Below are 24,165 nucleotides of genomic sequence, written 5' to 3'. Positions count from 1 at the left end.
AAAAAAAACTCTTAAGTTTAATTTAATGATGGCAATCTCAATAATGTTATTTGTTTCAAATTTGTACCATGAAATTGTAATTATTTGACTACTATTAGTTTTTATTTTTGAAGAATAATTAATCACTTGTCATCAAAAACTTCTTCGATTGATTTTACCTTATACAATAAGTTACTATCACCGGTATTTAGAATACATTATTCATTAACTTTCTTCTCAAACAATCCAACTAAACGCAAAAATTTTTATCTTGTATTACTTTAATTGTAGTATTGCCCTTTAAAAGATTCTGCATCGAATTTTGAGTCAAAGCATTTATTTTACAATCTCTATTTGTAGCAGTCGTTGTAATTCTTTGTCCATGTTTTCTAATAGCATTTTCAACAAGAGAAATTTCTGTTGATTTCCAATCGGCAATTTCATTGTCTGATTTTTGTGTTAAAGGGTTGCCTTCTGTATGTCTTCAAAAGAAAATGGACTTTCTCTTAGGGAGTGTTTGTTAGTTTAAAGTTATAATAAAAGTTGATTTCCATAAAATTTTCCTGAGCTTTGAGGCTCAAAAATTTTCCAGAACAACTTTCTTAGCGTTTTACTTTTTCTTTAAAGTAATTCCGTTTTCTGAGTTGCAGTGTTTTCTCTTTTATTTTCCTGCGTTCCCGGAGTATTTCATCGCTTCTTCCAAAATATACATCAGCAGGAGTTAGATTCTGCAGAGACTCATGATACCGCTGATTATTATAACGGTTTACAAATTCCTTCAGTGCTTTTTCCAATTCTTCAGAGCTGTAATAAAAATGAAGTTTTACCACATTCTTCATCGTTCGGTGGTACCGCTCGATCTTTCCCTGGGTCTGCGGATGAGCAGGTTTTCCATGAAGCTGATTGATTTGATACTTTTTCAGCAGATACTCTTTCAATTCAGAAGCTACGTAGCAGGAGCCATTATCAGATAAAAGTTTAGGAATCTGTCCTTTTTTAAGCCCTGACTTTATTACAGCTGAATCTACCATTCTTTTTACATCATTCACTTTCTTGTTTCTACAGAGTTCGTGGTGGACAATATGACGGCTGTAATCATCCAGAATGGCACTTAGATAGTACCAGCCCCAACCGATAATCTTAAAATAAGTGAAATCTGTTTGCCACATCTCATGTACAAAATTGGTTTTATCTTTAAATTCATCAGCAGCTGAGAGCAGAATATGAGAAGGAGCGGTAATCAGACCCCGCTTTTTCAAAATTCTGTACACACTTGATTCTGAAATAAAAAGACCCTGCTCATTGATGATTTTGTAAGCCAGTTCTCGGCTGGAAAGTCCGGGATGCTCCAATGCGATCTCGACCACAAGGTTTTTTTGTTTCTCAGGAATGCTGTTCCATTGTTTTCTGTTAAAAGAAGGGGAAGAAAAAAATCATTCATATCCTTTTTTCAGATACAGATTGTACCAATTGTAAAGGTGCTCTTATGGATGCCGAGTTCCCTCAAAGTCTTATTAACATCTGTTTCACTGCGCGTAACAAGTTCTATGATCTCTAATTTTTCACCGGCGGATAACCTCATATATCTTCTATATTTCTGGTTAGTCCAACATGTACAAGCTTTTTTTTACAATATCATACCGTAAAACGAGATCTGCAACCATTTCTTTTAGCTTCTTGTTTTCTTCACGAAGCTGGCTAACTACATCAGAAGTAGCCTCACGAACTACATCACCAGAAAGGCGTTTCTTATCGACCTCAAGAAATTCTTTGTTCCATTTGCAAAATGTGGATTCCTGAATGCCATGCTTACGACACAGCTCTGCTACAGAGGTCTCTGCACGAAGGGCTTCCATTACAATGAGGATCTTTTGCTCGGCAGTGAAGATTCTTCTGGTTTTTCTCCTGATCTCTTTAATGTAGGTTTCAGGAGTTGGTTTTTTCCTGGTGTTCATAATATCAAATTTAAAAATTAGTCTCTTATGAAACACTCCTTAAGTGAGAGCCTAAATCAGTACATTTTTTGCTGACGATTTACATTCGCAACCCACTTGCAGTTGCTATTTGTTCTATTAGATTTTTCATGAATTTAGATCAGTTATAGTCTCAGACAGCTTTTTTAGTCCATAATTCTTTATGGGATTAATAATATCAATAGAAGGATCTAAAAAAGTATTGGGAACGTCAGTTATATTTCTTATCAAGTCTGTTACTTTACTTTTATCATATGTTATTTGTTGCGTAACAATGTAATCAACATCACTGAGGTTATTTTCCTGTATGTTTTTAAAATACCTTTGAAGTTGAATTTTTTCAAAGCTCGTAGGAGGATCACTGATGTTGGAGCTTATGAGAGATAATTGATATTTCTCATCATTGTGATCAAATACAAGATCCTTATAGCTGGGAGGAAATCAATTCCTTCAATAGCTTTTGTAATTATGCTATAAACAAAGCCAGCATCCATATAGAGAGCCAGATCCTAACGGAAATTACGATCACTTATAGCCTTATGAGCATTAATCCGCTCTTTAATTAGTTTTTTTACACCATCAAATCCTAATTCATCCAAATTTTCATAGCAAAGCTGCAACTTAGCATGCCACTGGGCCTCATTCGGATTAGCGAGGTATAAATTACTAGAGGTTCTGAAAGTATCTTTAAGAATGCCTTAACAATGGTAAACCAAAAGAGATCACTGTTCAACGCAATATCTAGCTGTTCAATCCACTTCTTGATTTCTTTAAGAGGAACAGATTTCACCTGCTTTATCCGGTGGCGTTCCTCTATGAGGTTAACAATATTATTAAGACAGAAATTTCTTTTTAATGCAATATCTTCTTGAGAAACAGTATCTGCTGGAAATAGCTTGTTTATTTCCGTATCAATCATATCTGAGATATCCTTTAATTTGTAAACACCATGTATTACAGCAAATTTATCAAATGTAATGGCTTGATAACGTTTATTGAAAGATGAAAGATCTTGCTCATATTCAATGATTTCCTGATCTGTAATTAAGGATCAATGAATCGGTTTTTGTCTTTTGTTCAGGCTGTAGAGTTCAATCTTTCTCCTTCCATCAGTAGGAACTTTTTTTTCGGTTTTTGAATAATGGTATTTATCTATCAACTCTGCGACAACATCTCTATATTTACTTAGCTTACCATATGAATCTTCAGCAGCAGTTCTGCTATTAGAAGGTATCAGCACAAATAATGGTGCTTCTTCTTTATTCCTTAATTCAATTAGTTTAGTTGCCTAGATAAACTTTCTATCAGCATTCCATTCTTCTGAAACTATAAAAGTATCAATGTTTGGATGTTGAACATGAATGAATTACATTCCATAAAAAATCAAGCTCGTTAAGCCCCAAACCAGTTATTTTCATACAGTGCCCAGCAATAGCCCTACTGAGATCTCCCATATAAAGTTCAAGGATGAGATCAAATATTCTTCTATAATAATGTATTAGGCGTTTTCAAAATTTCCATTTTACTGAGCGTTTAGTTCATAACGTGGTGTTATTCTTTGAAGAATGTATCACCAATATTTATTAAATATTTCAAGCAGTTAAATGAAGTAATTGCATCAAATCAGTTATAAAAGTGTTCGAGGATAATCCTGTTAAGCTCACTTAAAGAGACAACTATTTGATAGTTGTCTCTTTTTTTATACTCATAAAAACCTATGAACCAAACTCTTACTATCTGGATTTTATGATTGGATTTTTGGTAATTACATCAATTTTTGTGGCAATTATTTTGAAATTCTAAAAGTGCCACGAAGTTGCACATTGTTTTTGAGTGTTTTTGAATTTTTTAGCAATACAGCCCAATGAAAAACCTGCAAACTTTACAAATTGCAGGTTTTAAAAGCTTTTGAAGCATTTTCTGAGTTTTACTCTTGCTTTTCAGCAGAGTTTTAGAGAGGGATTCGAACCTACCATCTAAAACCGCTTCAGTATCTCATTTTCCGCTTTCAAAATGACAGTTATATAATCGGATAAAAAATTCATTTAAAGCTTGGCATCTTCTGTTAATTACTCTACGGGAAAAGCCGAACAAAATATTTCACGTTCTGTTTTTTTAGTGTAGGAATCGACCAATGACTCTATAACAAACGAAGTAAGAAAAGGGCAACACTGTTGTCGCCCTCTATTAATAATTTACAGACCAATTACAAGTCTTTAACAATTATTCTATGATTCTTTTCCAGCTGTAAGGTTTTGTTATTTATTTTAGGTTGTTTAGAAAGTTATACAGGAGAGAAACCTACCTACAGATTATATTATTTTTAATCTTTTCCATTTTGTTATCGAATTTCGGCTGAGCTTAAAATGCAAGGCAAGTTGATTGTTATTAATATTGTTTTTCCGTTGATATTGTAAAATTTCACGAATGGTATTTTCATCATAAGAACGAAGCTGTTGGTTGGATTTTAAAGTTTCCTTTCCTGCATTACTAAATATCAATGTATTTAAATTTAAAACGTCCAGAATGGATAGCTCCTTTTTATTTAATATATTTTTACAAATACCTCTCTTTTCGGGATATTTTTCATCAATAATATCGGTATAGATACGCTTATAATCAGGTGATAAATTTTTCATTCTTAGCGGTTTGTTAATAGTTAATGAATTATCAACGTTAATTGAAAGGATCTTTACTGCTCTATTTTTTATATTTACTAACCCATTTGTATAAAGTTGTTCTAGGAATTCTATACTCTTGAATAATTTCATTTGTTGTTTTCTTACCTGTTTCAATGAGCTCTAAAACAAAATCTATTATTTCTTTTGTATAAATATTTTTTCTGAATTGTGGCAAATGAGTTGTTGGCTTTTGAAACTTTCCTCTTCTAGCAGATGGTGAAAACAAAATAAGGTGCTGAGTATAAATTCTGAAAAAATCATATTCAAGAAGTTTACTCCATCTTAATAAGGTTTTTGTGTCCATATTTTCAGACTGATACATTTCTTCAATTTTATCTTCAGTATCTTTAAAAAAATTACAAATGCGATTTATATCTATATCTAACTCCTCTTTTCTTCTTTTGATTAAAGTTCCTATGTGTATATATTCGAAATTTTTCATGACCCTTTTTTTAAAACTTAAGCGACTAAAAGTCTTCAGCCATACTATTAGGGATGTAAAAATAGCATAGCCGAAGAACCTACATAATAAACAAACTGTAACTAATTTCTATTTAAGGTTTCCAGAAACTCCATACTTTTCCGTTAAAGACAGCTAATAGCTTTTTTGTGGTGTCATAAACAATCATTCCTGGCGAAGGATCAATGATATTGAGATAGGGACTGGCAACTTTCGGAAGTATCATTGCTTTATTATTGTTTTCCAGTACTAAAATACCCGGAGTGGAAGATAATGGGCCGATTGCTGTTTTGGCCCCAATGTTTTCGTTAACTGTATTCTGTATGGTCACCCCGTCAATACTGCTTACAGGATCTATGGTGGTTCCCGAAATATCCACTGATAAATCTTTCCATGCGGAATTGTATTTCACTTTTATTTTATGATCTGAAAGGTCGTATATCATGGTTCCGTTCACGGCACCTGTCACGCTTGTTGCTGAACTTACCCAGGGCAGTATCATTCCTCTGTTTGCACTTCCGAATTCCAGGGATACGGAAGAATTGGTAATTGATGTTTTTCCTATTGCTACCTGAGCGAAAATATTCCAAGGTAAAAACATGATTAGTATTAATGATAGATTCTTCATTGCACTGTATTTTTTTATGTAGTTTTATAAATTATCCGGACATGTCTGATTACTGAAACATTTCCAACCTGAACCGTCATAAATGCTCAAACAGTCTAAAGTAGTATCATACACCATCATCCCTTCCGCGGGAACCAGAGCGTTTTTCTGAACCGTAGTTAATCTGTTGGGAACAAATCCTTTTGTCTTTGATTCCATGGCTGTCCACGCCCCTTTTCGTACCATAGGCCAGTTGCTAATGCCTCCTGCTCTTCCGAGAGACGAAATTCCATAGGGCGTATTTAAAACTGTTCCTGAAATAGTTGAGGGTTTATAGCAGATACAAGCATTTATGGATGTGTTTTGTGACGATCCTGCTCCCTGCCCTACATCATTTCCTATATCGGCTGTACCTCCTGAATTTACCATATTAGGTACCCCTTGAGCATTCATACAGTTGACCGTTGCACACAAATTCTGATTTGCTGCAGATCCCGTTCCTACAGTTACAGTTCCACCAGCATTAACCAGCATGGAAATGGTGACATTTTCATCTCCCTCTATAGCATCTAAACAGCCATCATTATCAGAATCCAGATCCAGAAAGTCCGGCGTTCCGTCACCATCTGTATCAGCAGACAGGCATGTCCCAAACTGGAAGTCTTCGTAAGATAATGTAGTACTTGCAGCGGCTGCACCATATATGTACACCCGGAAAGTATAAGTTGTATTTGGTAATAACCTTACCAGATTAATCAATGTCGTTGTTGCCTTATATTCATAACCGGATCCTGATCCGTCTACAACCTGAAAATCCTGAAGCAATAATGTTCCGGCACTTAAAAATCCGTTCGTTGAAACCTCGACTCCCACTTTATAAGTCCCATTATCGTTATCATCTGCCCATCCGAATTTTGAAAACTCTCTGTAGCCTGTCATTGAAGCCGGAGTTGTAAAAGAATACTGCGCGTAATCATTTCCAGTTTTTGCTGCCGATAAAGTTGTGGCATCAACACCTGTTAAAAGCCATCGTGAAAGGGTTCCTCCATTGGTAGAAAAAGTGAGTCCTGTACCAAATGTAAAAGGAGCAGCAGTAGCAACCACAGCATTATTATGTGCTCCTGCATAGGTGATAGATGATGGATTGGAAGGTGCGGATGCCCAAAGTCCATCCTGGTTTTGTGTACTTAACGGAGCATTTCCAAACCAGCCGGCATCAAACAAAGAATTTGTACAGTAACCTTCACTGGTGTCAGGAATTCCGTCATTATCATCATCCAAATCATTGATGTTGGTAATTCCATCCCCATCACTGTCTTGAGCATGGAGTGTATTGAACCCGGTAAAGCAAAGCATAATAAATAATGTAATAATTTTTTTTCTCATATAATGTATATCTTTTCATCTCGATCAATTCCTTAAAAACTCATGGTTTTATCGTTAAAAAATTCTGAGCAATAAGAACAAATGGGGTAATAAATATTTTTCGCTACTTTACTATTTTTCAACAATTGAATGACAAGATTGTTTGTATTGTGTTTTTATGAAATTCTGAACACAAAATAAGTTTAAGTAAACAGATTATAGATTAAACATGGAGTTAAAAATTGTAAGCAAAAACAAGTTATTTCAAAATAAATTGTTAGCATTTTAAGCTTAATCAATTGTTTTACAGGATCTTATTTTTTGAAAATATTAGATTCCCATTATCGAAACTTAGATATATTATTATTTTATCTGTTATAAATAATTTATTTAACATTTATTTTAAACTATTGTATCTTTAAGTATAAACAATGTATTTTAATACTAAATATGTTTATCATAGTTCATTTTCTACACATATAATATTAACAGACAATTTTCAATAAATTAGAAAAATATTAAGCTTATCCGTTACTACCTATGAAGATAATACTATACATTATTTGTTTATTGTCTATATCGACATCTTGTCGTCCTGTATCGGACGAGAATAATTATTTTCATAAAATAACACAAGAGCTTAAGCCTATTGTTAGTAACAACGCTAAAATTGAGAACATCCGGAAAAGGGAGCTTGAAAAATTTGAGAAAGAAAAAGATCAGAAATACCTGATAAGTTCGAAATATGTAGAACTATTTTTATATCAGTATAATACAAATAAGCAACTTCTAATTGTCCATGAATTATTAAAGCTGAATAAAGACAGATATCCATATATTTCCATGACTTCGAATTATAATATAGCTATCCTACTGGAAAGCACCTCTCCTGAACTGGCAATGAATTTCATAGATAAGGCTATTGAGTACAATAAGACATTATCTGCAATGTATTATTATACGGGACATCTTTACCACATGAAAGGGAGACTTTATTATAATAATAAAATGTATGCTTCTGCAATATATTATTTTGATAAAGCATTAAAAAATTTCAGGCCGGATGATAAGCTTTACATCTCTTCAATGTACAATAACTTTGGTTTGACTTATGATCAACTTAACAATACAGGAAGAGCAATTCAGGAGACTGAAAAAGCAATAGATATTCTGAAAAGGAAAACAAAAAAAAACACGGAGGATTATGATTTCCTGATTATTATGAAAGAAAACCTGGGGTTTTATTATTATAAACTAAAAGAGTATCCGGCTGCTGAGAAATTGCTTCTTGAGGTTTTTGAATATTCAAAGGACAAAAAAGACCGCTTCACCTATACCATAGGAACTTGCGAAAGACTCTTTGATCTGTATAAATTCACAGGTCAAAAAGAAAAACAAAAACAAATTGTTGATAAGCTTATTCATATCGAACCTTTACTAAAGGATACATTTAATAAAATTACAGCTTGTGAAATTGTTCAAAAATATTATTCCGATAACAATGATCTTGAGCCTTTAAAAGATATATCCAAAAAGTTGGTTTTGTTGAATCATAAATTTGACGATGAAAACAGAAAAAGCATACAAAAAACATCAGATCTCCTAAATAAAAATCTTATAAGTAGTATCCATGAGAAGTACGAATATGAACTCAGAATTCAGAAGAAAAAAACAATTTTAACCATCACCATTTGTTTTCTCTTGATTGTTATTATCGTACTCATTGCTTTAAACATCTGGACTAACAAAAAAAGTGAAATAAAAGATGCTGAAAAGCAGAGAGAGATCCTGGAAACAAACAAAAAAGTACTTGAACAGGATGTTCTTTTCCAAAAGGAAAAAATCAAAAATCTATATCAGAATCTTAATTTAAAAATAGAAACAGAGAAGGCTTTTTTGCAAAATATAAAAAAGATAAAAAGATCTTCAGATACCAATTCAGAGCAAATTTTCAGAGATTTACATTTAAAAGTCAGCAAACTCATACAGATAGATAAAAAAAACGATACTTTCATCATTGAAAGCAGCACTGAAAATAAAATATTTTTAGAAAAAATTGAACATAATTATCCCAATTTAACGAACAGAGAGGTAAAGCTCTGTATTTATTTTAGGATGGATCTTTCATCAAAAGAAATATCTGCGCTTGAAAATACCACTACGGCTACAGTCAGGGTTTATAAGACCAGGATAAAAAATAAATTGGGTTTGGGCAGAGAAGATAATTTAAGCACATTTCTTAATGACATATAGTCACAATCAATACCGTTCAACTCATTTTGTTTTCTTTTACTTTCTCACTCAGTATATCAGATCTTGTCATAATTCGCTTAATCCATGAAATAAATTCTCGCTATCAATATTTATGTCCTAATTAATATGGTTTCTTTATATTACTGATTACTGCGAAAGATCTTCATTACTCTTTGTTAACAAATAATTTATAGAAATTAATTTATCCACATCATTTAGAAAATCATTCGAATTTATTCCTGGCGGGGCTGATGTTTATACCAACATTAATAATTGTCTATACGACAGGATTAATAAAGAAAAACCTATTATTATTTCATTATTGAAGCCAATACCCAAAAAAGTCTTTTTCTAATTAGCAGCGAAAAGACACTTCCGATCAAAGAGAGGGACTGGTCTTTTCGCCCGAAAATTTCACAAGAGAACGGCAATTTTTAATCGCCGTTCTCTTTATTATATATTCTTAAAAATTCCTACAGCATTCCTTCATCTGCAAATGAAAGATATTCGGTAGAGGTTAAAATACAATGATCAAGCAATTGTATGTTTAGAAATTTTGATGCTTCTTTTATTTGCTGAGTCATTTTTACATCTTCAGTCGAAGCTTTTAAGTTACCTGAAGGATGGTTATGCGCAATAATAATGCACGATGCATTACATAAAAGAGCGGCCTGCATGATAATCCTAATATCTACAATAGTAGAGGAAATTCCGGATTCAGAGATTTTCTTTATTCCTAAAACTTTATTCGCCTGACTTAGATAGAGCGTGTAAAATGATTCTCTATAATCAATTTCATCACTGTCAAAATGTTCTCTAAATACACCAACAGCATCTCTTGAATCCGTTATTAACCTTTCACAGTTCCCTTCTCTGCAATAACTTAATTTAATTTCATTAACTACATTAAATCTCATCTTTTTTGCTCTGAGTACGGCAGAGACTGATATTTCCCGCACTTAATTAATGTCTTTATTTTTCCCCTTTTCTCCTTCCCTTGCTAAAACCTCAATAAGGCTTCTGGAAATATTTTTCAAAAGAAAAACCGGAAAAAAGAAAGCAGATAATCTAAGCAGACAACGCGAAAAGCCAAAAGGAAACGGAATAATTGGAGGGTACCTTTAGGGAGCAAACCGTTTATGCCGTAGTCTTTTGGGTGGACCAAGAAAAGGCTGACTGCTAAACCTTAGCTGCCTTTTTACCGGTTAATCATGAAAAATTTTCTAAAAAATAATATTAGATCATAATTGTAAAGATATTTTACAATACAATTTTGATCCTAAAATCTAGAAAATAAAAGCCAGATTGTTCCAAACTCCGACAGAATAAATATTCTATAAAATAATCTCTCAAATTCACAAAAAAAAATGGAACAAATTACAAGAGATCACTTAAGACAGCTAAGATTAGAAATAGTAAGTGACATAAAAAAAATATTAAGTATGAAAGGGACCGATAAGCAGGAATTTGATATTGATTGGCTACGTAGCAAAACTATAAGGCGAATAATGAATATATCTCCCGCTACTCTTCAGAATTTGCGTATAACAGGGAAAATACGTTTTCGTAAAGTAATGGGCTCATATTATTACAACAGAACCGATTTACTTAAATTATTCGAAGATGGAAAATAATGCAGTCTATTGGTTAAATTTCATAAAAATGGCATCAAATGATTACAGACTAAATGTCTGGCATATAGCTCTTATTCTTGCTTTAGTGCAGCTCGCCTATTCACAAGATGAGCGTAACATTATAAGGGTAAGCAGAAGCAGACTGATGTCGCTTTCGCATATCAATACCCTTCCTACCTATCACAAATATTTTAAACAAATCCAGGAGTTTGGTTATATAAAATACACCCCGAATTATCACCCTGGTTATCGTAGTACCGTTGAATTTTTATTGCCCTGAAGGCTCTGTTTTTTCTGATGGGATGTTAAAATATTTTTAATTAAAATCAGTCTTGAATTTAATTAATCTTTCTTCAAATTGCGCAAATTTCTCATTAAAACTGGTATGCTCTCCTAATTGATGGCTTCGTTTTAAATTTGCCAAATCATTTTCAAATTGTTCCAACAATGACGAAAATCTATTATTACTTTCCTCCTTAAGTTGTCCAGACAATCTATCCCTGAGCTGAAGCATTTCCCGACTTATAGTCTCCTGCTCTGTAATGGCATAATCCTCAGTCTGCGCTACCGAATGGTGTCCTAACATTTCTTTGACAACATGAATAGGTACACCATTGTTTAGTGTGATGGTGCTTGCAAATGTACGTCTTGCTTTATGTGTATTGAGCGTACTGTAAACTTTGCTCAGCACAGCAATTTCTTTCAGATACTCATTCATTTTCTGATTGGATTTTACGGGAAGCACCAACCCTCGATCGACACAAACGGGGTGATTTTCATATTTTTCGATGATCTCTATAGCCTTTGGAAGCAGTGGAATATCGGTACTCGATTTTGTCTTCTGCCGGTTACTGATAATCCAAAGTTCCCCGTCAATTCCCCGCTTTATGTCAATCTTTTTTAACTGCTTAACATCAACATATGCCAGCCCCGTATAGCACTGGAAAACAAAGATGTCTCTTACCGTACTGAGGCGTTCACTATCAAATTGCTTTGTTTCCAGTAAATAAAGTTCTGCCCGGGTTAAAGGCTCTTTTAAAATTTTAATCTTTTTACCCTTAAATAATAGGAACGGATCCTTTGGAATAATTTCTTTAGCAATGGCTCGTAGAACAATCTTTTTGAAATTAGCTATATATTTCAAAGTTGTATTATTCCCACATTTCCTTATGGTTTTCAGGTACATTTCATAATCTTTGATAAATTCATAATTAAGTTCCCGAAACTCAAGGTCCTCTTTTTGATATTTAAAAAGAATAAATTCATGTACATGTGCCCGAGCGGTCACAAAACGCGTATGAGTACCAATAGCATATTCGTTAGGCACTAAGGCAAATACTTCATCATTATGCTTCTGAAACTCTTCCAGTAGTTTAGATTTTGACGGATTATTACCTTTCACAAATTCAATAATGCGCAGTGCCGTAATTGTCTTTCCTTCATTGATCAATTCAGTTCTATAGTTACTGACATTATTCACCAATGAATCCAGAAAAAAGTTAAGACTTCTAGCATCCTCTCTTGTCCCGACAGCCCTTTCCGTATTTTGATCCCATCTTTTGGCATCCCATTTTCTTTTCGTGGAAGTCTCTTTAGGTATTCCATCAACAGTAACTCTCAAATAAACGTACCTGATCATATCAGATTTTCTTTTTGGCGTCTTCAAAAAGAAGGTTAGCCCGTAACTGTTTTCCAGCATAATTCAACAATTTTTAAATATTAGTAAATGTCGAATTAAAGTGTCTATGAGTCAAGTCGTTAACGTTATTTACCCGTTGATCTACAGGCTTTTACGTCAATTTCTGTGGCAATTATTTTGGAATTTTAAAAGTGCCACGAAGTTGCCACATTGTTTTTGAGTGTTTTTGAAAATTATGGCTATACAACCCAAAAACAAAAAACCTGCAATTAGTTAAAATTGCAGGTTTTAATAGCTTTTTAAGCATTTTTTGAGTTTTACTCTTGCTTTTCAGCGGAGAGAGAGGGATTCGAACCCCCGGACCTGTTACAGTCAATAGTTTTCAAGACTATCGCAATCGACCACTCTGCCATCTCTCCTGAATAACGGCTGTACCGTCGTTTTCAGTGGTGCAAATATATAACGTTTTTTGAAACTGACAAAATATTTTTTATACTTTCTAAAAAAATAATTAATCACCGCTCTCAATCATCTTTTTCTTCAAAGAATTCCCTGACAGAGAAAGGATCTGCAACGATCTGATACAGAACAAAATTCAAATATCCGGCTTATTTTGCCTGCCCTATATCCAGCCTGTCGAATTTTCCTTCATTATTTTTGTGAAACTTAAAGAATGTGCGAAATGTACCCCACTTCCCTGCTTCAAAATTTCCGTAAATATCTTTGCTATCGTTTTCCACCTTATCTATACTGAGGAACTTTTCCTTTCCCAGAGCATGTGAAAAAAAAGATTTAAAATCTATAGTATTGCCGTCATCAGTCATCATGGGATTTTCAGTGAAGAAGGTATACCAGCTCTGATCCCCGTCCTGCAATGCCTGAATGGCCTGTTTTACTGTGTCATCAGTTATTTTTGATAGATCCATATTGTTTTGGTTTGGTGTTGTAAGTATTTTTTGAGATTCTTTCCCCTGTGTCTTTTGTCCGCATGCCGTACATGACAGGGAAATAACAGCTGCCATAGCGAAGTTTCTTATCATTAGGTCTATTGTTTTAAAGGATGCTGGAGATAAATAATCAGCAGATTGAGCAGAAAAAACGGAATTTCGATCATAGCTCCTTTAAAATCTCTGTCTTGTAGCTGAAAACATATAATCAGTAATATTCCTGCGGCCATCAGGAAGTTTCCCCAGACAAATGTTTTGGGAAATAAAATCAGTATAGCAGCAATCATAGTTACTACTCCGTTGATCATCAGCCCGGTTTTGCTAAAGCCCCATTTTCCAAACATAGCCGTCATCTCCGGTTTACCCATCAACATGGCCGTTCCTTGTTTTATACCCATAAAAACGGCAGTCAGAATTAGTAAAGAATTGATAATTTTTAAAATCATTTGTTTGCTTTTATACAAATATGCAGCAAATAAATGATTGGTCTATGGTGAATTTTTCGGAAGTTATTTAAATTTCATGGCTCATATTATCTCAGAAATCCATCCGGTTTTGATTCTCCATGCTGTATAATCAGGGTCTTTACCATCTATTTCTGGAATATCTTCTATTAAGGGAATCATATTAATTTCTTCTTGGGAAAGAGGGGTTAAATTTACCTGTATCCGTCTTTTATTAAGATTATTTTTATCTTCCACGGGATATGAGACTCCTTCCGCAGTCAACTGTGTGCCATACCGCTGTGGTTTACTCTGAAAAACCTGGATTCTGTCATACAGATAGGCAATATTGGTGGGGTTAGTGTCACTGTAGTTTTCAGTCATCAGCTTGTAACAGTCTTTCATGAATTCAGGTTCGCCAATGGAATGCTGAATAATCAGCCATGCGGCATCATTTGCCTTCGCTCCTACTTTTGAAATGGTAGGAAACCCAATTTCTTTAATAATCTCCCGAAGTCTTTCTGCATTCTGTCTGTGAACAAGTTCCATTTCAGGATGATATCCTCCGTAAAGCTTACCTTCAGAAGCCAGTTTTTCTCTTACTGACAGATCTTTTTGTGCCCGCTCAATTAATTCCCTTGAAAATATTTCATTCATGCTTCTATTTGGCTTAATAATTTATATGGTGACCTCCTTTTCCTGAACTTAAAAATAATCATTAAATACCTTATATCCCTACACCTGTTCACAAATCCTTAAAACAATCGTAATCTATATTTCAGGCCGCTCTCCAAACAGACGTTTAATTTTGCTCAGATCTAATATACTGTATAAAGTGAAGAAAATTTTTACCTCTGTTTTATTTTGTGCGTCTTTATTTTTCTATGCACAAACCGGGACTGTCTCCGGAACTCTCAATGATGATTCAAAATTATCCCTGCCGGGTGCAAAAATCTCTCTGATACCGGGGAACATCTATACCACCTCAGATGATCATGGAAACTTTGTCTTTCTGAATGTTCCTCCGGGAAATTATATGATGAAAGTTGATTATCTGGGCTATGGAACCAGTGAATACAACGTAAGTGTAGAAGCTGAAAAGAATACGAAACAAAATATTATTTTCACCAGAAAAGAAACCACGATTGCAGAAGTGGTGGTCACGGGAGCTACTCTTAAAAATCAGGCAAGAGCATTAAATAAGCAAAAAAACAATGCCAATATCACCAATGTAATTTCATCCGATCAGATCGGGCGTTTTCCTGATGCCAATATCGGGGATGCCTTAAAGCGTGTTCCCGGAATTACTATACAAAATGATCAGGGTGAAGCCAGAAACCTGATTATCCGCGGCTTGGCTCCGAATCTGAACTCCGTAACCTTAAACGGCGACAGAATTCCTTCAGCGGAAGGAGACAACCGTAATGTTCAGATGGACCTTATTCCTTCTGATATGATCTCTACTATTGAGGTGAATAAAACGCTGACGCCGGATATGGATGCCGACGCCATCGGTGGATCTGTCAACCTGATCACAAGGGCTTCTCCTAACGGACAGAGAATTTCGGCAACAGTTGCTGGAGGCTATAATCCAATCCGTGAAAAAGGAAATTATACGGCGGGATTTGTTTATGGGAACCGTTTTTTAAATAAGAAACTGGGCGCTGTTTTAAGTTTCTCCTATAATAACAACAATTTCGGTTCAGATAATATTGAACCGACATGGAGTCTTGCCAACGATGCTGCACAGACCGCTTACGTCAGCAAAATGGGGGTCCGTTACTATAATGAACACCGTATCAGGCACAGTTTTGATCTGAACATGGATTATGAATTTAATTCCAAAAACAAGATCTACGCTTCGGCGATGTACAATTTCAGAACGGATAAGGAAAACAGGTTTGCATTAGGGTATAAAGTAAAACCTGTTTATAATAGCGATGAAACAGAGATCACAGGCTGGAAAGGCAGCATTACCCGACAAAATAAAGGCGGAGATGCTGATAATGACAATACACGTCTTGAAAGACAGAAAGTACAGAATTATGCATTAAGAGGAGAGCATCTTCTGGGTTCAAAAATCGACCTTGACTGGTCTATGAATTATGCCACGGCTAGTGAAAAGAAACCTCACGAACGTTATATAGAGTTTGAAAATGGAAAGATGAATTTTTCTTCGGACCTGAGTGATCCGGGAAGACCTATGATCACTCCACTTTCTGCAGATAACCCGGGCGTTTACCAGTTAAGCGATCTTTCGGATTCGAATAGCTTTACACAGGAAAAAGAGTTTGGTGCCAAGGTGAATGTGCGTTTTCCGTTTTCTGTCATTGAAAATCAGAAAGGTAGGCTTCGTGCAGGTTTACGTCTGCGTTTAAAGGAAAAAGAGCGAAACAATGATTATTATGCTTTTGAACCTTTAGATACAATGGGAAGTCTGCTGTCTGTTCCTACGGTTCATTTTGACGGGCAAAATTTCCAACCTGGGAATTATGTTCCGGGAACATTTGTGAATCCTTCTTACATAGGTGGTTTGGACCTTTTTAATCCAAATTTATTTAAAGGAGAATCAAAGCCTGAAGAATTCCTTTCCAGTAATTATACGGCGAAGGAGAATATCTATGCCGGATACATCAGATGGGATCAGGATTTCAACGATAAATTCTCAATGATTGTGGGAGCGCGTTTTGAAACAACAAAAATTGATTATACCGGAAATTATGTGTTGGATGAAGAGGATCTGGCAGGAAAAATCAACCGAACCAATACCTATACCAATGTGCTTCCGAATTTGTCCTTCAAATATGTCCCGGTTCAGGATCTGGTGCTTCGTGCGGCCTTTACAACAGCTTTGGCCCGTCCGAATTACTATTCATTGGTTCCTTACCTTAATGTCATATCCGCAGACGAAACCATCGCAGCCGGAAATCCAGATTTAAAGGCAACATACGCTTATAATTTCGATTTTATGGCGGAGAAATATTTTAAATCGGTGGGGATCCTTTCCGGAGGACTTTTTTATAAGAATCTTAAAGATTTTATTTACACATATTCCAGGAGAAATTATACAACCGGGGATTTCGCGAATGATTTTGCGGGACAGTCCAACCCTATTCCTTCGGGAGAAAATAACTGGAGATTTACCCAACAACGTAATGGTGACAATGTAGACATTTATGGTTTTGAGGTGGCACTTCAGAGACAGCTGGACTTTATTCCGGGAGCCTTCTGGAAAGGTCTTGGAGTCTATGTGAACTATACCTATACAAAATCTAAAGCCAAAGGAATTACGAATGAAGATGGTGTGGAAAGAACGGATGTAGGTCTTCCGGGTGCGGCTCCTCATATGTTTAACGGATCGCTTTCATGGGAAAACAAGCGTTTTTCGGCGCGGGTTTCTATGAATTATGCCTCTCATTATATTGATGAACTGGGTGGTAAGTCATTTGAAGACCGTTATTATGATAAGCAGGTTTTCCTTGATGCCAATGCTTCGTACAAGATCACAAGCCAGCTGAGGTTTTTTGCAGAAGCCAATAATCTGACGAATCAGCCGTTACGTTATTATCAGGGAATTCAGAGCAGAACCGCACAGGTTGAATATTACAGACCGAGATTCACTTTAGGGGTGAAATTTGATTTTTAAACGCATGAAAAAGATACCATTTATATTCGCTGTTTCAGTTTTACTTTTTGTGGTAAGCTGCAGTACTCAACACTTAGGAAAAAAGATCCAACCTTCTGTTATTACAGAAACCGTTATGCATGATACGGATGATCCGGCGATCTGGATCAATCCTGAAGATGCCTCAAAAAGTATGGTTATCGGGACCGATAAAGATACGGATGGCGGACTTTATGCCTTCGATCTTAACGGAAAGATCATCCATAAGGTTCCGGGATTAAAACGTCCAAACAATGTAGATCTCGAATACGGATTTATGCTGAACGGAAAGAAAACGGATATTGCCGCCGTAACCGAAAGGGAAACGAATACCGTAAAGCTCTACAGCCTTCCTGATCTGAAAGAAGTTGGTCAGTTTACCGTATTTGATGGTGAAACAGAACGTGATCCGATGGGAATTTCGATGTACAAAAATCCGGTAACAGGAGAAATTTATGCTGTGGTAGGAAGAAAATCCGGTCCGGCCGATGGCTATCTGTGGCAGTATCAACTTTCTGAAAAAGAGGGAAAAATAACGGGTGAAGTTGTGCGTAAGTTTGGAAAATACAGCGGACTGAAAGAGATCGAAAGCATCGCTGTAGATGATGAAATGGGCTACATTTATTATTCTGATGAGCAATTTGGCGTGCATCAGTATTACGCAGACCCGGCAAAAGGGAATGAAGAGCTTCTGGTTTTTGGGAAGGGTGATTTTAAATCTGATGTGGAAGGCATTTCCATCTACCCTACTTCTTCCCAAACAGGCTACATCCTGGTTTCCAACCAACAGAAAGATACTTTTAACGTATATCTGAGAGAAAATCCGGCAAAAGGAAAAATTGCAGAAATCCCGGTCTCTACCAGCGAAAGCGATGGTTCAGAAGTAACGAATGTGAATTTGGGGCCTAAATTTCCTAAAGGAGTATTCGTAGCGATGAGTAATGGAAGGGTCTTCCATTTTTATGACTGGAGGGTGATTGAGGAGAGAATTCAAGCGGCTAGGAAACTTGAATTAAAATAAAACATTTCACAGGCATAATTGCTCTTTTGGGCGATGATCAACCACTGCAATTGCGGTGGTTTTTTTTGATAAATATAGAATAAGCATTTTAGTCTAACGATTGATTATGGTATATAAAAAGTCAGCAATTCCTTAAAAACCAAAGCAGTAATTAATTTATTCTGACCATTTTTGACAATTATTTTGACGTCATATATAAAAAATCACTAATTTGGGATAAATTAAAAGCGGAATCTGAAAAGCTTATCAAAGAGTAGGAAAAACTAAAAAAAATTAATTCATGAAAAATCTTACAAAAATTTCGAGAGAGGGTTTAAAATCAATAACAGGAGGAACTAAAGAAGGATGTCCGGGACCTGGATCACCATTCTACCGTCCTTACGATTCACAGGAACAATGTGAAAATGCAACAGGAAAAATCTGTTATTTTTTAGAGCAAGGCTATTGTTTCAATGAGGGATGGTTTGCTGATTTACTGTAAAAATACAGAATCAGAACTTTATAATATAACAACAAAGCCAGCTTTCAGGAGCTGGTTTTTCAGTTTATAAAGGGATAGAATTACGAAGTTAAGGGGTTGAATGTTTTTAGATAAAGCCATTTTTATTTTTAGAAAATACTTTTCTTTCAATATCTCTTTAACTTTAATATTCTGTCCTTACTAACTCAGGTAATTTTTTCAATAGTTATTTTGAATAATAAGACCACTGCAATTTTACAGTGGTCTTGTTTTAATTTTTGACTACACACCATGGTATCAATCTTCTACCTTGTAAAAATTTAATATTTCTCCAGTATTTTTGTTGATATTAATATAAATTTTACAAGATCTGCAATTATAACTTTTTATAATAACCTGCCAAATTTTATTATCATTAATCAAATTAACCAAATAAGGTTTTGCTTTATCAGCACTCAATAATTCTCTATTACTTATAAGCATATCAGCGTATTTTACAGCAGTTTCTTTGTCTGGTATAATGTCTATAGAATAGCGATTTGTAATTTTGCAAGGAAGTTGTTCAGCTCCCCTTTTTACATCTTTACATTTTTGATTCGTTTTTTGCTGAGCAGTCAATAATAACGGTACAAAAAATAAAACGATTAAAATTTCTCTAAACATAATTAGTATCTTTTGGGTTGTTCAGGATCAAATCCTCTTGGTAATACGTTAGGCATAATAGTTGGTGGTAAATTATTAAGTCTTAATGTTCCAGAAGCAGGATCAGAAGGTAAATCTTTCGCAACAGGAAGATCGTAATTTTTTATAGGAATTCCTGCTGCGTCTGTTTTTTTAGAATCAGAATTATTACTGACCCCCGGAGTAAATTGCCGTCTCCTGAAGTTCTTTACCATTGTACTTATAACTGTAATACCCTCCAAAATTACAATTACTTAGCATTCCTTCAATATGATTGAGCCCAAATGGATAATAGTTGTTGCTATCCGTTACTTCAAGAGCTCCTGCGCTGTTTTTGGCAAAACTTACTCTGGCATTTCCTAGATGTTCTCTGTATTGGTAAATATAACAAGTTAAACGAAATAATAAAAAAACACTGCAATTTTACAGTGGTTTTGTTTTGTTCGGGGCACAAGCGAGACGCTCGCGCCAGCCGAGGGGAGACCGCATTTTTCAAACCATTATTTAACTCCAAATCAAATGCACAATCAATCAGAAATCAGGATGAAAACCTATAAAAGCAAAAACTAAAGCAAAAAGAAATTTGCTCTGGTTTAATTACTTATTTTTATCCTTTAATCTGTATCGGATTTTCAGGACTAGTCATATTTATTTCTTTATTTTAGATTTTCCTTCGTTGTCTATATACAGACCGCACATATTTGTACAATCTTCATAAAAGGTACTTTTCATTTTACTCGTCCAAACTACTTGATCATTGACAGATTCTTCTCTATACTCTGCCTCTGGCAAGCTACCTCTTACATAAACTTCTTTTTTCAATTTAAAATAATATGATTCTCCTTTTTTTAATTTATAATTAAATTTTCCATTTTTTGAACAGAGTTTAGGCATGATAAACATGCCTTTTCCCAGTTTGCTATTTATATAAATAAAATAACAAGGTTTTAGAGAATCTATCTTTTCAACTTTTGCAATTATATTCACTTCACCCTCTTGTTGAATATTTTTATTTGTAGCAAATAAAAATAAACAGTATAAAATTATTATTGATAGTATTTTCATTGTTGTTTAGTTGTAAAGCTACCTAAAGAAGTTTTTACTCCTGTTTTAGTATTGGTCATTATTATTTCTTCAGTAATAGACTTAGGTTTATTTCCTTCACCCATATTTCTTACTCTGATATGGCTTGATACTTTAACAGTTCCATCTCCATCATTATGTCTCGGATCTAGTTCATTAGCTTTTTTATGAGCAGCCATATATCCTTTGTCATTATTTCCAGGTGTTCCAGGAGGACTACCGGGGCTATTAAGTATGCCCATATAAGCTTCAAGACCCTCATGTAAAGTTCCAACGCCTTTTGGTAAACCTAATGCTTCATCTACCTTTTCATTAACCATCGGATTTACTACATTTGTACCTATCATTTTTCCATTGCCTGCCATTTTACTTCCGCCATAAGCTCCTCCAACATAGTAAGTTTCATCATCAGTTTTTAAAACAACTATATTACATTGATCTTCTGTAGCTTTCAAAAATGTCGAAGATGCATCTGTTAATGTTGCTCCTTTTACTGTTTGTGCGATTATTAAATGCATAATTATAAGGACTATGTCTCGTCATCTTCTCCGCCAAAGGATCCACAACTCCCCATCTTCCCAGATCCGCCATATAGAACCTAGCCCCATAATCATACATCCCCGTCTCCTGCAGCTCCTTACCATTATAATTGTAATACCCGCCAAAATTAGAATTACTAAGCATTCCTTCTATATGATTGAGGCCAAATGGATAATAATTGTTGGTATCCGTTACTCCAAGAGCCCCTGCGCTGTTTTTGGCAAAACTTACTCGGGCATGTCCTAAATGATGTCTGTACTAGTAAATATAACGGTTTTCTCAAATAGTAAACCACTGCAATTTTACAGTGGTTTTGTTTTTGTTCAGGGCACGAGCGAGACGCTCGCGCCAGCGGGGGAAGGGATGGAACTACGAAGTTGAGGAATTTATACTTTTATATAAAGTCATTTTTATTTTAGAAAATACTTTTCTTTCAATATCTTTTTAACTTTAATATTCTGTCCTTACTTGACTCACATAATTTTCTCAAATAGCTAGTTAAATAAAAAAAACCACTGCAATTGCAGTGGTTTTTTTACAAATAGTCCTTAGAATTTATAACCGTGAAGCTATTCTGTTTAATTATTAGCCCTTTCTAAACTGTATACATCTCCACCATCTTTTGTACAATGCACAAATATTTGATTAGGAATACTATCTTTCAAACTGATTTTAGTCGTTTGATTGCAATTCTCATTGTTGTATTTAAAAATCAACTCCTTATTATCAATACTGCTAGGGACAGCAGATGCAGAGCCTAAATTATAAAAGCCTAGCAGTTTATTGTGAGAATTGTAAATATATACTTGTCCGTTTCCTCTTTTGGAATCTTGGTAAATACCAGTATAGTGAATAGAGTTTAGGATTTTTAGTGTGTCATTTTTAGAAGTAATAATACTACCTAAATATTTAACTACTTGCTCATCTATTTCTTTTCCTTTTTTGATGAATCCAAAATCTTGATTTGGAGTATTCTGCTCCAATGTTAATAATCTACAACGTTCATAATAATCTACATCTGTTTCTATTCTTTTATTATTCGGCTCTGAAATAGATTTATTACAACTTATGAATGAAAGTATAATTAAACTTAAAAAAAATCTTTTCATATTTTAATAATCTGAAGTTTTAGGTTTTTTAGATTCTTGTTGCATTTGCAAAACACTCTTTTGATAGCCCGCTGTTCCACCACCATTATATGCCTCTACGGCTTTTGACCATCCCTGAAATTTATAACTCAATTTTCCTGTTTTTGAATCAACTGAAACGCCTCCCTTAAACCCTTTTGTTGCCAAAACTCTTGTTCCCGCATATAAAGAATTCGTTTCAGTTGTCTTTTCTCCTTTATTTAGTTGATAACTACTTTTCATATTAGACCAATCTCCAGGAACATTAGCCTGCATGATATCAGTAAGACCTGTTGTTCCTGCATTAGATTCTTGAATAGTTACTGCTTTTACTAAAGTTGGATCCAAATCTGGGATATCTTTTGTAGCTTCATTTGGAATAGAGTTTCCTCCCTCAGTTACTAAATTTAATTGTCCCGAATTTTTAGCCTGGTTAAAATAACCTGTTCTTGCTGCAATTTGATAATCATTCCCCTGATAAGCAGCACCAGATACATCTTCATTAGATTATGGTCTGTGTTGAATTATATTAGGCATAGGAACTGATTTCCATCCTGCAGTACTTTGGGCAGGATTGCTGCTTGCATTCGTAGATTCTTGTATGTATGTTTTAAATTGAGTATCACTTTTAATACGATGAATTTCTACACCACGATTATTAATAAATACAATATCATTTGGTGCCATTCCATCAGGATCAATAAATCGAATAGGATTATTAAGACTATAATTATATGGTGACCAAGCGGGAAATTCAGCCCCCTTTAGATCAATAACTCCCCATCTTCCCAGATCAGCCATATAAAACCTCGCTCCATAATCATACATTCCTGTTTCCTGAAGCTCCTTCCCATTGTACTTGTAACTGTAATACCCTCCAAAATTAGAATTACTTAGCATTCCTTCTATATAATTGAGGCCAAATGGATAATAATTGTTGGTATCCGTTACTTCAAGAGCTCCTGCGCTGTTTTTGGCAAAACTTACTCTGGCATTTCCCAGATGATCTTTGTAATGATAAATATAACAGTTTAAACGAAATAATAAAAACCACTGCAATTTTACAGTGGTTTTGTTTTTATTTAGGACAAAAGCGAAGCAATTGTGTCAGCGGTAGAACTATGGCAATATAAGTCTATATTTATTTTGATCATTTAATCTTAAACATATATTTTGTTTGTAGCCTTCGTCAAATCAAGTACAACTTTTATAGGTGTCTTTTTTACGTAATCGACATCATCATCAAATTCTACTACATCTTTAATTGAATGGTTAATAACAAAAATATACTCATCTGTTTTGTTAAGTTTATTATTTGATAAAATATTAATTCCTACGTTTCTTAAATCATAATCAGATATAACATATCCTAAACTCTCATGAAAATATGAATTTTTAAAAAGAGAATCATTAAAAACTTCAAAATTATATTCACCTACAAATTCAGTTTCGACTTTCTTTTCTTTATCAACAGAATAAAAGATTATAAATACTATTAAAAGGAAAGATATTCCTACAATTATTTTTCTATTCATTAGTTTATTTTTAAGGATATGCTTTATAATTTCCTGTTGGAAGACTCATTTTTTGTGATGGCTATTCACCATT

At 34.5% G+C, this 24,165-nt stretch carries 25 protein-coding genes, 1 tRNA gene and 1 pseudogene; 6 read left to right on the top strand and 21 right to left on the bottom strand.

Annotated elements, in window-relative coordinates; genetic code table 11:
• Positions 1-581: 581 nt before the first annotated feature.
• From BUA72_RS12855 to BUA72_RS12820, 6 genes and pseudogenes are all read right to left on the bottom strand, one after another.
• Positions 582-1,934: pseudogene (locus tag BUA72_RS12855) on the bottom strand (IS3 family transposase).
• Between the two features lie 604 nt (positions 1,935-2,538).
• Positions 2,539-2,871: a hypothetical protein gene (locus tag BUA72_RS12845; RefSeq protein WP_072923254.1), complete on the bottom strand. Its 333-nt coding sequence runs from the start codon at positions 2,869-2,871 to the stop codon at positions 2,539-2,541.
• A 1,393-nt stretch (positions 2,872-4,264) separates the two neighbouring features.
• Positions 4,265-4,591 (bottom strand): transposase, encoded by a 327-nt coding sequence (locus BUA72_RS12835; RefSeq protein ID WP_072924092.1) that lies wholly within the window; start codon positions 4,589-4,591, stop codon positions 4,265-4,267.
• Positions 4,592-4,652: 61 nt separating this feature from the next.
• Positions 4,653-5,075 carry a transposase gene (locus BUA72_RS12830; protein WP_072923252.1) on the bottom strand — a complete coding sequence of 141 codons (423 nt, stop codon included), beginning with the start codon at positions 5,073-5,075 and terminating at the stop codon, positions 4,653-4,655.
• Positions 5,076-5,187: 112 nt separating this feature from the next.
• Positions 5,188-5,721 carry a hypothetical protein gene (locus BUA72_RS12825; RefSeq protein WP_072923251.1) on the bottom strand — a complete coding sequence of 178 codons (534 nt, stop codon included), beginning with the start codon at positions 5,719-5,721 and terminating at the stop codon, positions 5,188-5,190.
• Between the two features lie 24 nt (positions 5,722-5,745).
• A complete protein-coding gene (locus BUA72_RS12820) occupies positions 5,746-7,086 on the bottom strand; it encodes a hypothetical protein (protein ID WP_072923250.1) in 1,341 nt (446 codons plus the stop codon).
• Between the two features lie 519 nt (positions 7,087-7,605).
• Between BUA72_RS12820 and BUA72_RS12815 the strand changes: the two genes are divergently transcribed.
• Positions 7,606-9,318 (top strand): tetratricopeptide repeat protein, encoded by a 1,713-nt coding sequence (locus BUA72_RS12815; RefSeq protein WP_072923249.1) that lies wholly within the window; start codon positions 7,606-7,608, stop codon positions 9,316-9,318.
• A 473-nt stretch (positions 9,319-9,791) separates the two neighbouring features.
• Here BUA72_RS12815 and BUA72_RS12810 read toward each other — a convergent pair whose 3' ends face one another.
• A complete protein-coding gene (locus BUA72_RS12810) occupies positions 9,792-10,235 on the bottom strand; it encodes a JAB domain-containing protein (RefSeq protein ID WP_072923248.1) in 444 nt (147 codons plus the stop codon).
• A 450-nt stretch (positions 10,236-10,685) separates the two neighbouring features.
• On the opposite strand from BUA72_RS12810, the gene BUA72_RS24825 reads away from it, so the two are divergent.
• Positions 10,686-10,952 (top strand): helix-turn-helix domain-containing protein, encoded by a 267-nt coding sequence (locus BUA72_RS24825; RefSeq protein WP_072923247.1) that lies wholly within the window; start codon positions 10,686-10,688, stop codon positions 10,950-10,952.
• Positions 10,942-11,232 (top strand): hypothetical protein, encoded by a 291-nt coding sequence (locus tag BUA72_RS12800; protein ID WP_072923246.1) that lies wholly within the window; start codon positions 10,942-10,944, stop codon positions 11,230-11,232. The genes BUA72_RS24825 and BUA72_RS12800 overlap by 11 nt, the downstream gene beginning before the upstream one ends.
• A 36-nt stretch (positions 11,233-11,268) precedes the next feature.
• Here BUA72_RS12800 and BUA72_RS12795 read toward each other — a convergent pair whose 3' ends face one another.
• The 5 genes from BUA72_RS12795 to BUA72_RS12775 form a co-directional block, all read right to left on the bottom strand.
• Positions 11,269-12,651 (bottom strand): site-specific integrase, encoded by a 1,383-nt coding sequence (locus BUA72_RS12795; RefSeq protein WP_072923245.1) that lies wholly within the window; start codon positions 12,649-12,651, stop codon positions 11,269-11,271.
• A 274-nt stretch (positions 12,652-12,925) separates the two neighbouring features.
• A tRNA-Ser gene (locus tag BUA72_RS12790) sits at positions 12,926-13,010 on the bottom strand.
• Positions 13,011-13,199: 189 nt separating this feature from the next.
• Positions 13,200-13,631: a hypothetical protein gene (locus tag BUA72_RS12785; protein ID WP_228407881.1), complete on the bottom strand. Its 432-nt coding sequence runs from the start codon at positions 13,629-13,631 to the stop codon at positions 13,200-13,202.
• A gap of 5 nt (positions 13,632-13,636) precedes the next feature.
• Positions 13,637-13,984 (bottom strand): DoxX family protein, encoded by a 348-nt coding sequence (locus BUA72_RS12780; RefSeq protein ID WP_047454187.1) that lies wholly within the window; start codon positions 13,982-13,984, stop codon positions 13,637-13,639.
• 81 nt (positions 13,985-14,065) lie between these two features.
• Positions 14,066-14,638 (bottom strand): DUF6624 domain-containing protein, encoded by a 573-nt coding sequence (locus tag BUA72_RS12775; protein ID WP_072923243.1) that lies wholly within the window; start codon positions 14,636-14,638, stop codon positions 14,066-14,068.
• Between the two features lie 178 nt (positions 14,639-14,816).
• Here BUA72_RS12775 and BUA72_RS12770 point away from each other — a divergent pair, with 178 nt between their 5' ends.
• The 3 genes from BUA72_RS12770 to BUA72_RS12760 all read left to right on the top strand — a co-directional run bounded on the left by BUA72_RS12770 (position 14,817) and on the right by BUA72_RS12760 (position 19,147).
• Positions 14,817-17,627, top strand: coding sequence for a TonB-dependent receptor (locus tag BUA72_RS12770; RefSeq protein WP_072923242.1), 2,811 nt, complete (start codon positions 14,817-14,819; stop codon positions 17,625-17,627).
• Between the two features lie 4 nt (positions 17,628-17,631).
• Positions 17,632-18,666 carry a phytase gene (locus BUA72_RS12765; protein ID WP_072923241.1) on the top strand — a complete coding sequence of 345 codons (1,035 nt, stop codon included), beginning with the start codon at positions 17,632-17,634 and terminating at the stop codon, positions 18,664-18,666.
• A 280-nt stretch (positions 18,667-18,946) separates the two neighbouring features.
• A complete protein-coding gene (locus BUA72_RS12760) occupies positions 18,947-19,147 on the top strand; it encodes a bacteriocin-like protein (RefSeq protein WP_072923240.1) in 201 nt (66 codons plus the stop codon).
• Positions 19,148-19,423: 276 nt separating this feature from the next.
• On the opposite strand, the gene BUA72_RS12755 is transcribed toward BUA72_RS12760, so the two are convergent.
• The 9 genes from BUA72_RS12755 to BUA72_RS12715 form a co-directional block, all read right to left on the bottom strand.
• Positions 19,424-19,789, bottom strand: a complete 366-nt coding sequence (locus BUA72_RS12755) for a hypothetical protein (protein WP_072923239.1) — start codon at positions 19,787-19,789, stop codon at positions 19,424-19,426.
• Positions 19,790-19,791: 2 nt separating this feature from the next.
• On the bottom strand, positions 19,792-20,022 hold the full coding sequence (locus BUA72_RS12750; protein ID WP_047454175.1) for a hypothetical protein: 231 nt from the start codon (positions 20,020-20,022) through the stop codon (positions 19,792-19,794).
• Between the two features lie 433 nt (positions 20,023-20,455).
• Entirely contained in the window at positions 20,456-20,872 is a 417-nt protein-coding gene (locus BUA72_RS12745; RefSeq protein WP_072923238.1) for a hypothetical protein, read from the bottom strand.
• Entirely contained in the window at positions 20,869-21,408 is a 540-nt protein-coding gene (locus BUA72_RS12740) for a hypothetical protein (protein WP_139259605.1), read from the bottom strand. Before BUA72_RS12740 ends, BUA72_RS12745 begins: the two co-directional genes overlap by 4 nt.
• The gene (locus BUA72_RS12735; protein WP_072923236.1) at positions 21,320-21,574 is read right to left on the bottom strand and encodes an RHS repeat-associated core domain-containing protein; all 255 of its coding nucleotides are present in this window, start codon (positions 21,572-21,574) and stop codon (positions 21,320-21,322) included. Before BUA72_RS12735 ends, BUA72_RS12740 begins: the two co-directional genes overlap by 89 nt.
• A 434-nt stretch (positions 21,575-22,008) precedes the next feature.
• On the bottom strand, positions 22,009-22,539 hold the full coding sequence (locus BUA72_RS12730) for a hypothetical protein (protein WP_072923235.1): 531 nt from the start codon (positions 22,537-22,539) through the stop codon (positions 22,009-22,011).
• A 3-nt stretch (positions 22,540-22,542) separates the two neighbouring features.
• Positions 22,543-22,905 carry a hypothetical protein gene (locus BUA72_RS12725; protein WP_072923234.1) on the bottom strand — a complete coding sequence of 121 codons (363 nt, stop codon included), beginning with the start codon at positions 22,903-22,905 and terminating at the stop codon, positions 22,543-22,545.
• A 159-nt stretch (positions 22,906-23,064) separates the two neighbouring features.
• A complete protein-coding gene (locus BUA72_RS12720; protein WP_072923233.1) occupies positions 23,065-23,616 on the bottom strand; it encodes an RHS repeat domain-containing protein in 552 nt (183 codons plus the stop codon).
• 101 nt (positions 23,617-23,717) lie between these two features.
• Positions 23,718-24,092 carry a hypothetical protein gene (locus BUA72_RS12715; RefSeq protein WP_072923232.1) on the bottom strand — a complete coding sequence of 125 codons (375 nt, stop codon included), beginning with the start codon at positions 24,090-24,092 and terminating at the stop codon, positions 23,718-23,720.
• Positions 24,093-24,165: the final 73 nt, after the last annotated feature.

The sequence above is a fragment of the Chryseobacterium sp. OV279 genome, from assembly GCF_900128945.1.
Taxonomy (GTDB): domain Bacteria; phylum Bacteroidota; class Bacteroidia; order Flavobacteriales; family Weeksellaceae; genus Chryseobacterium.
The sequence above is the reverse complement of the archived record's forward strand: the minus strand, read 5'-3'. Positions and strand labels throughout refer to the sequence as shown.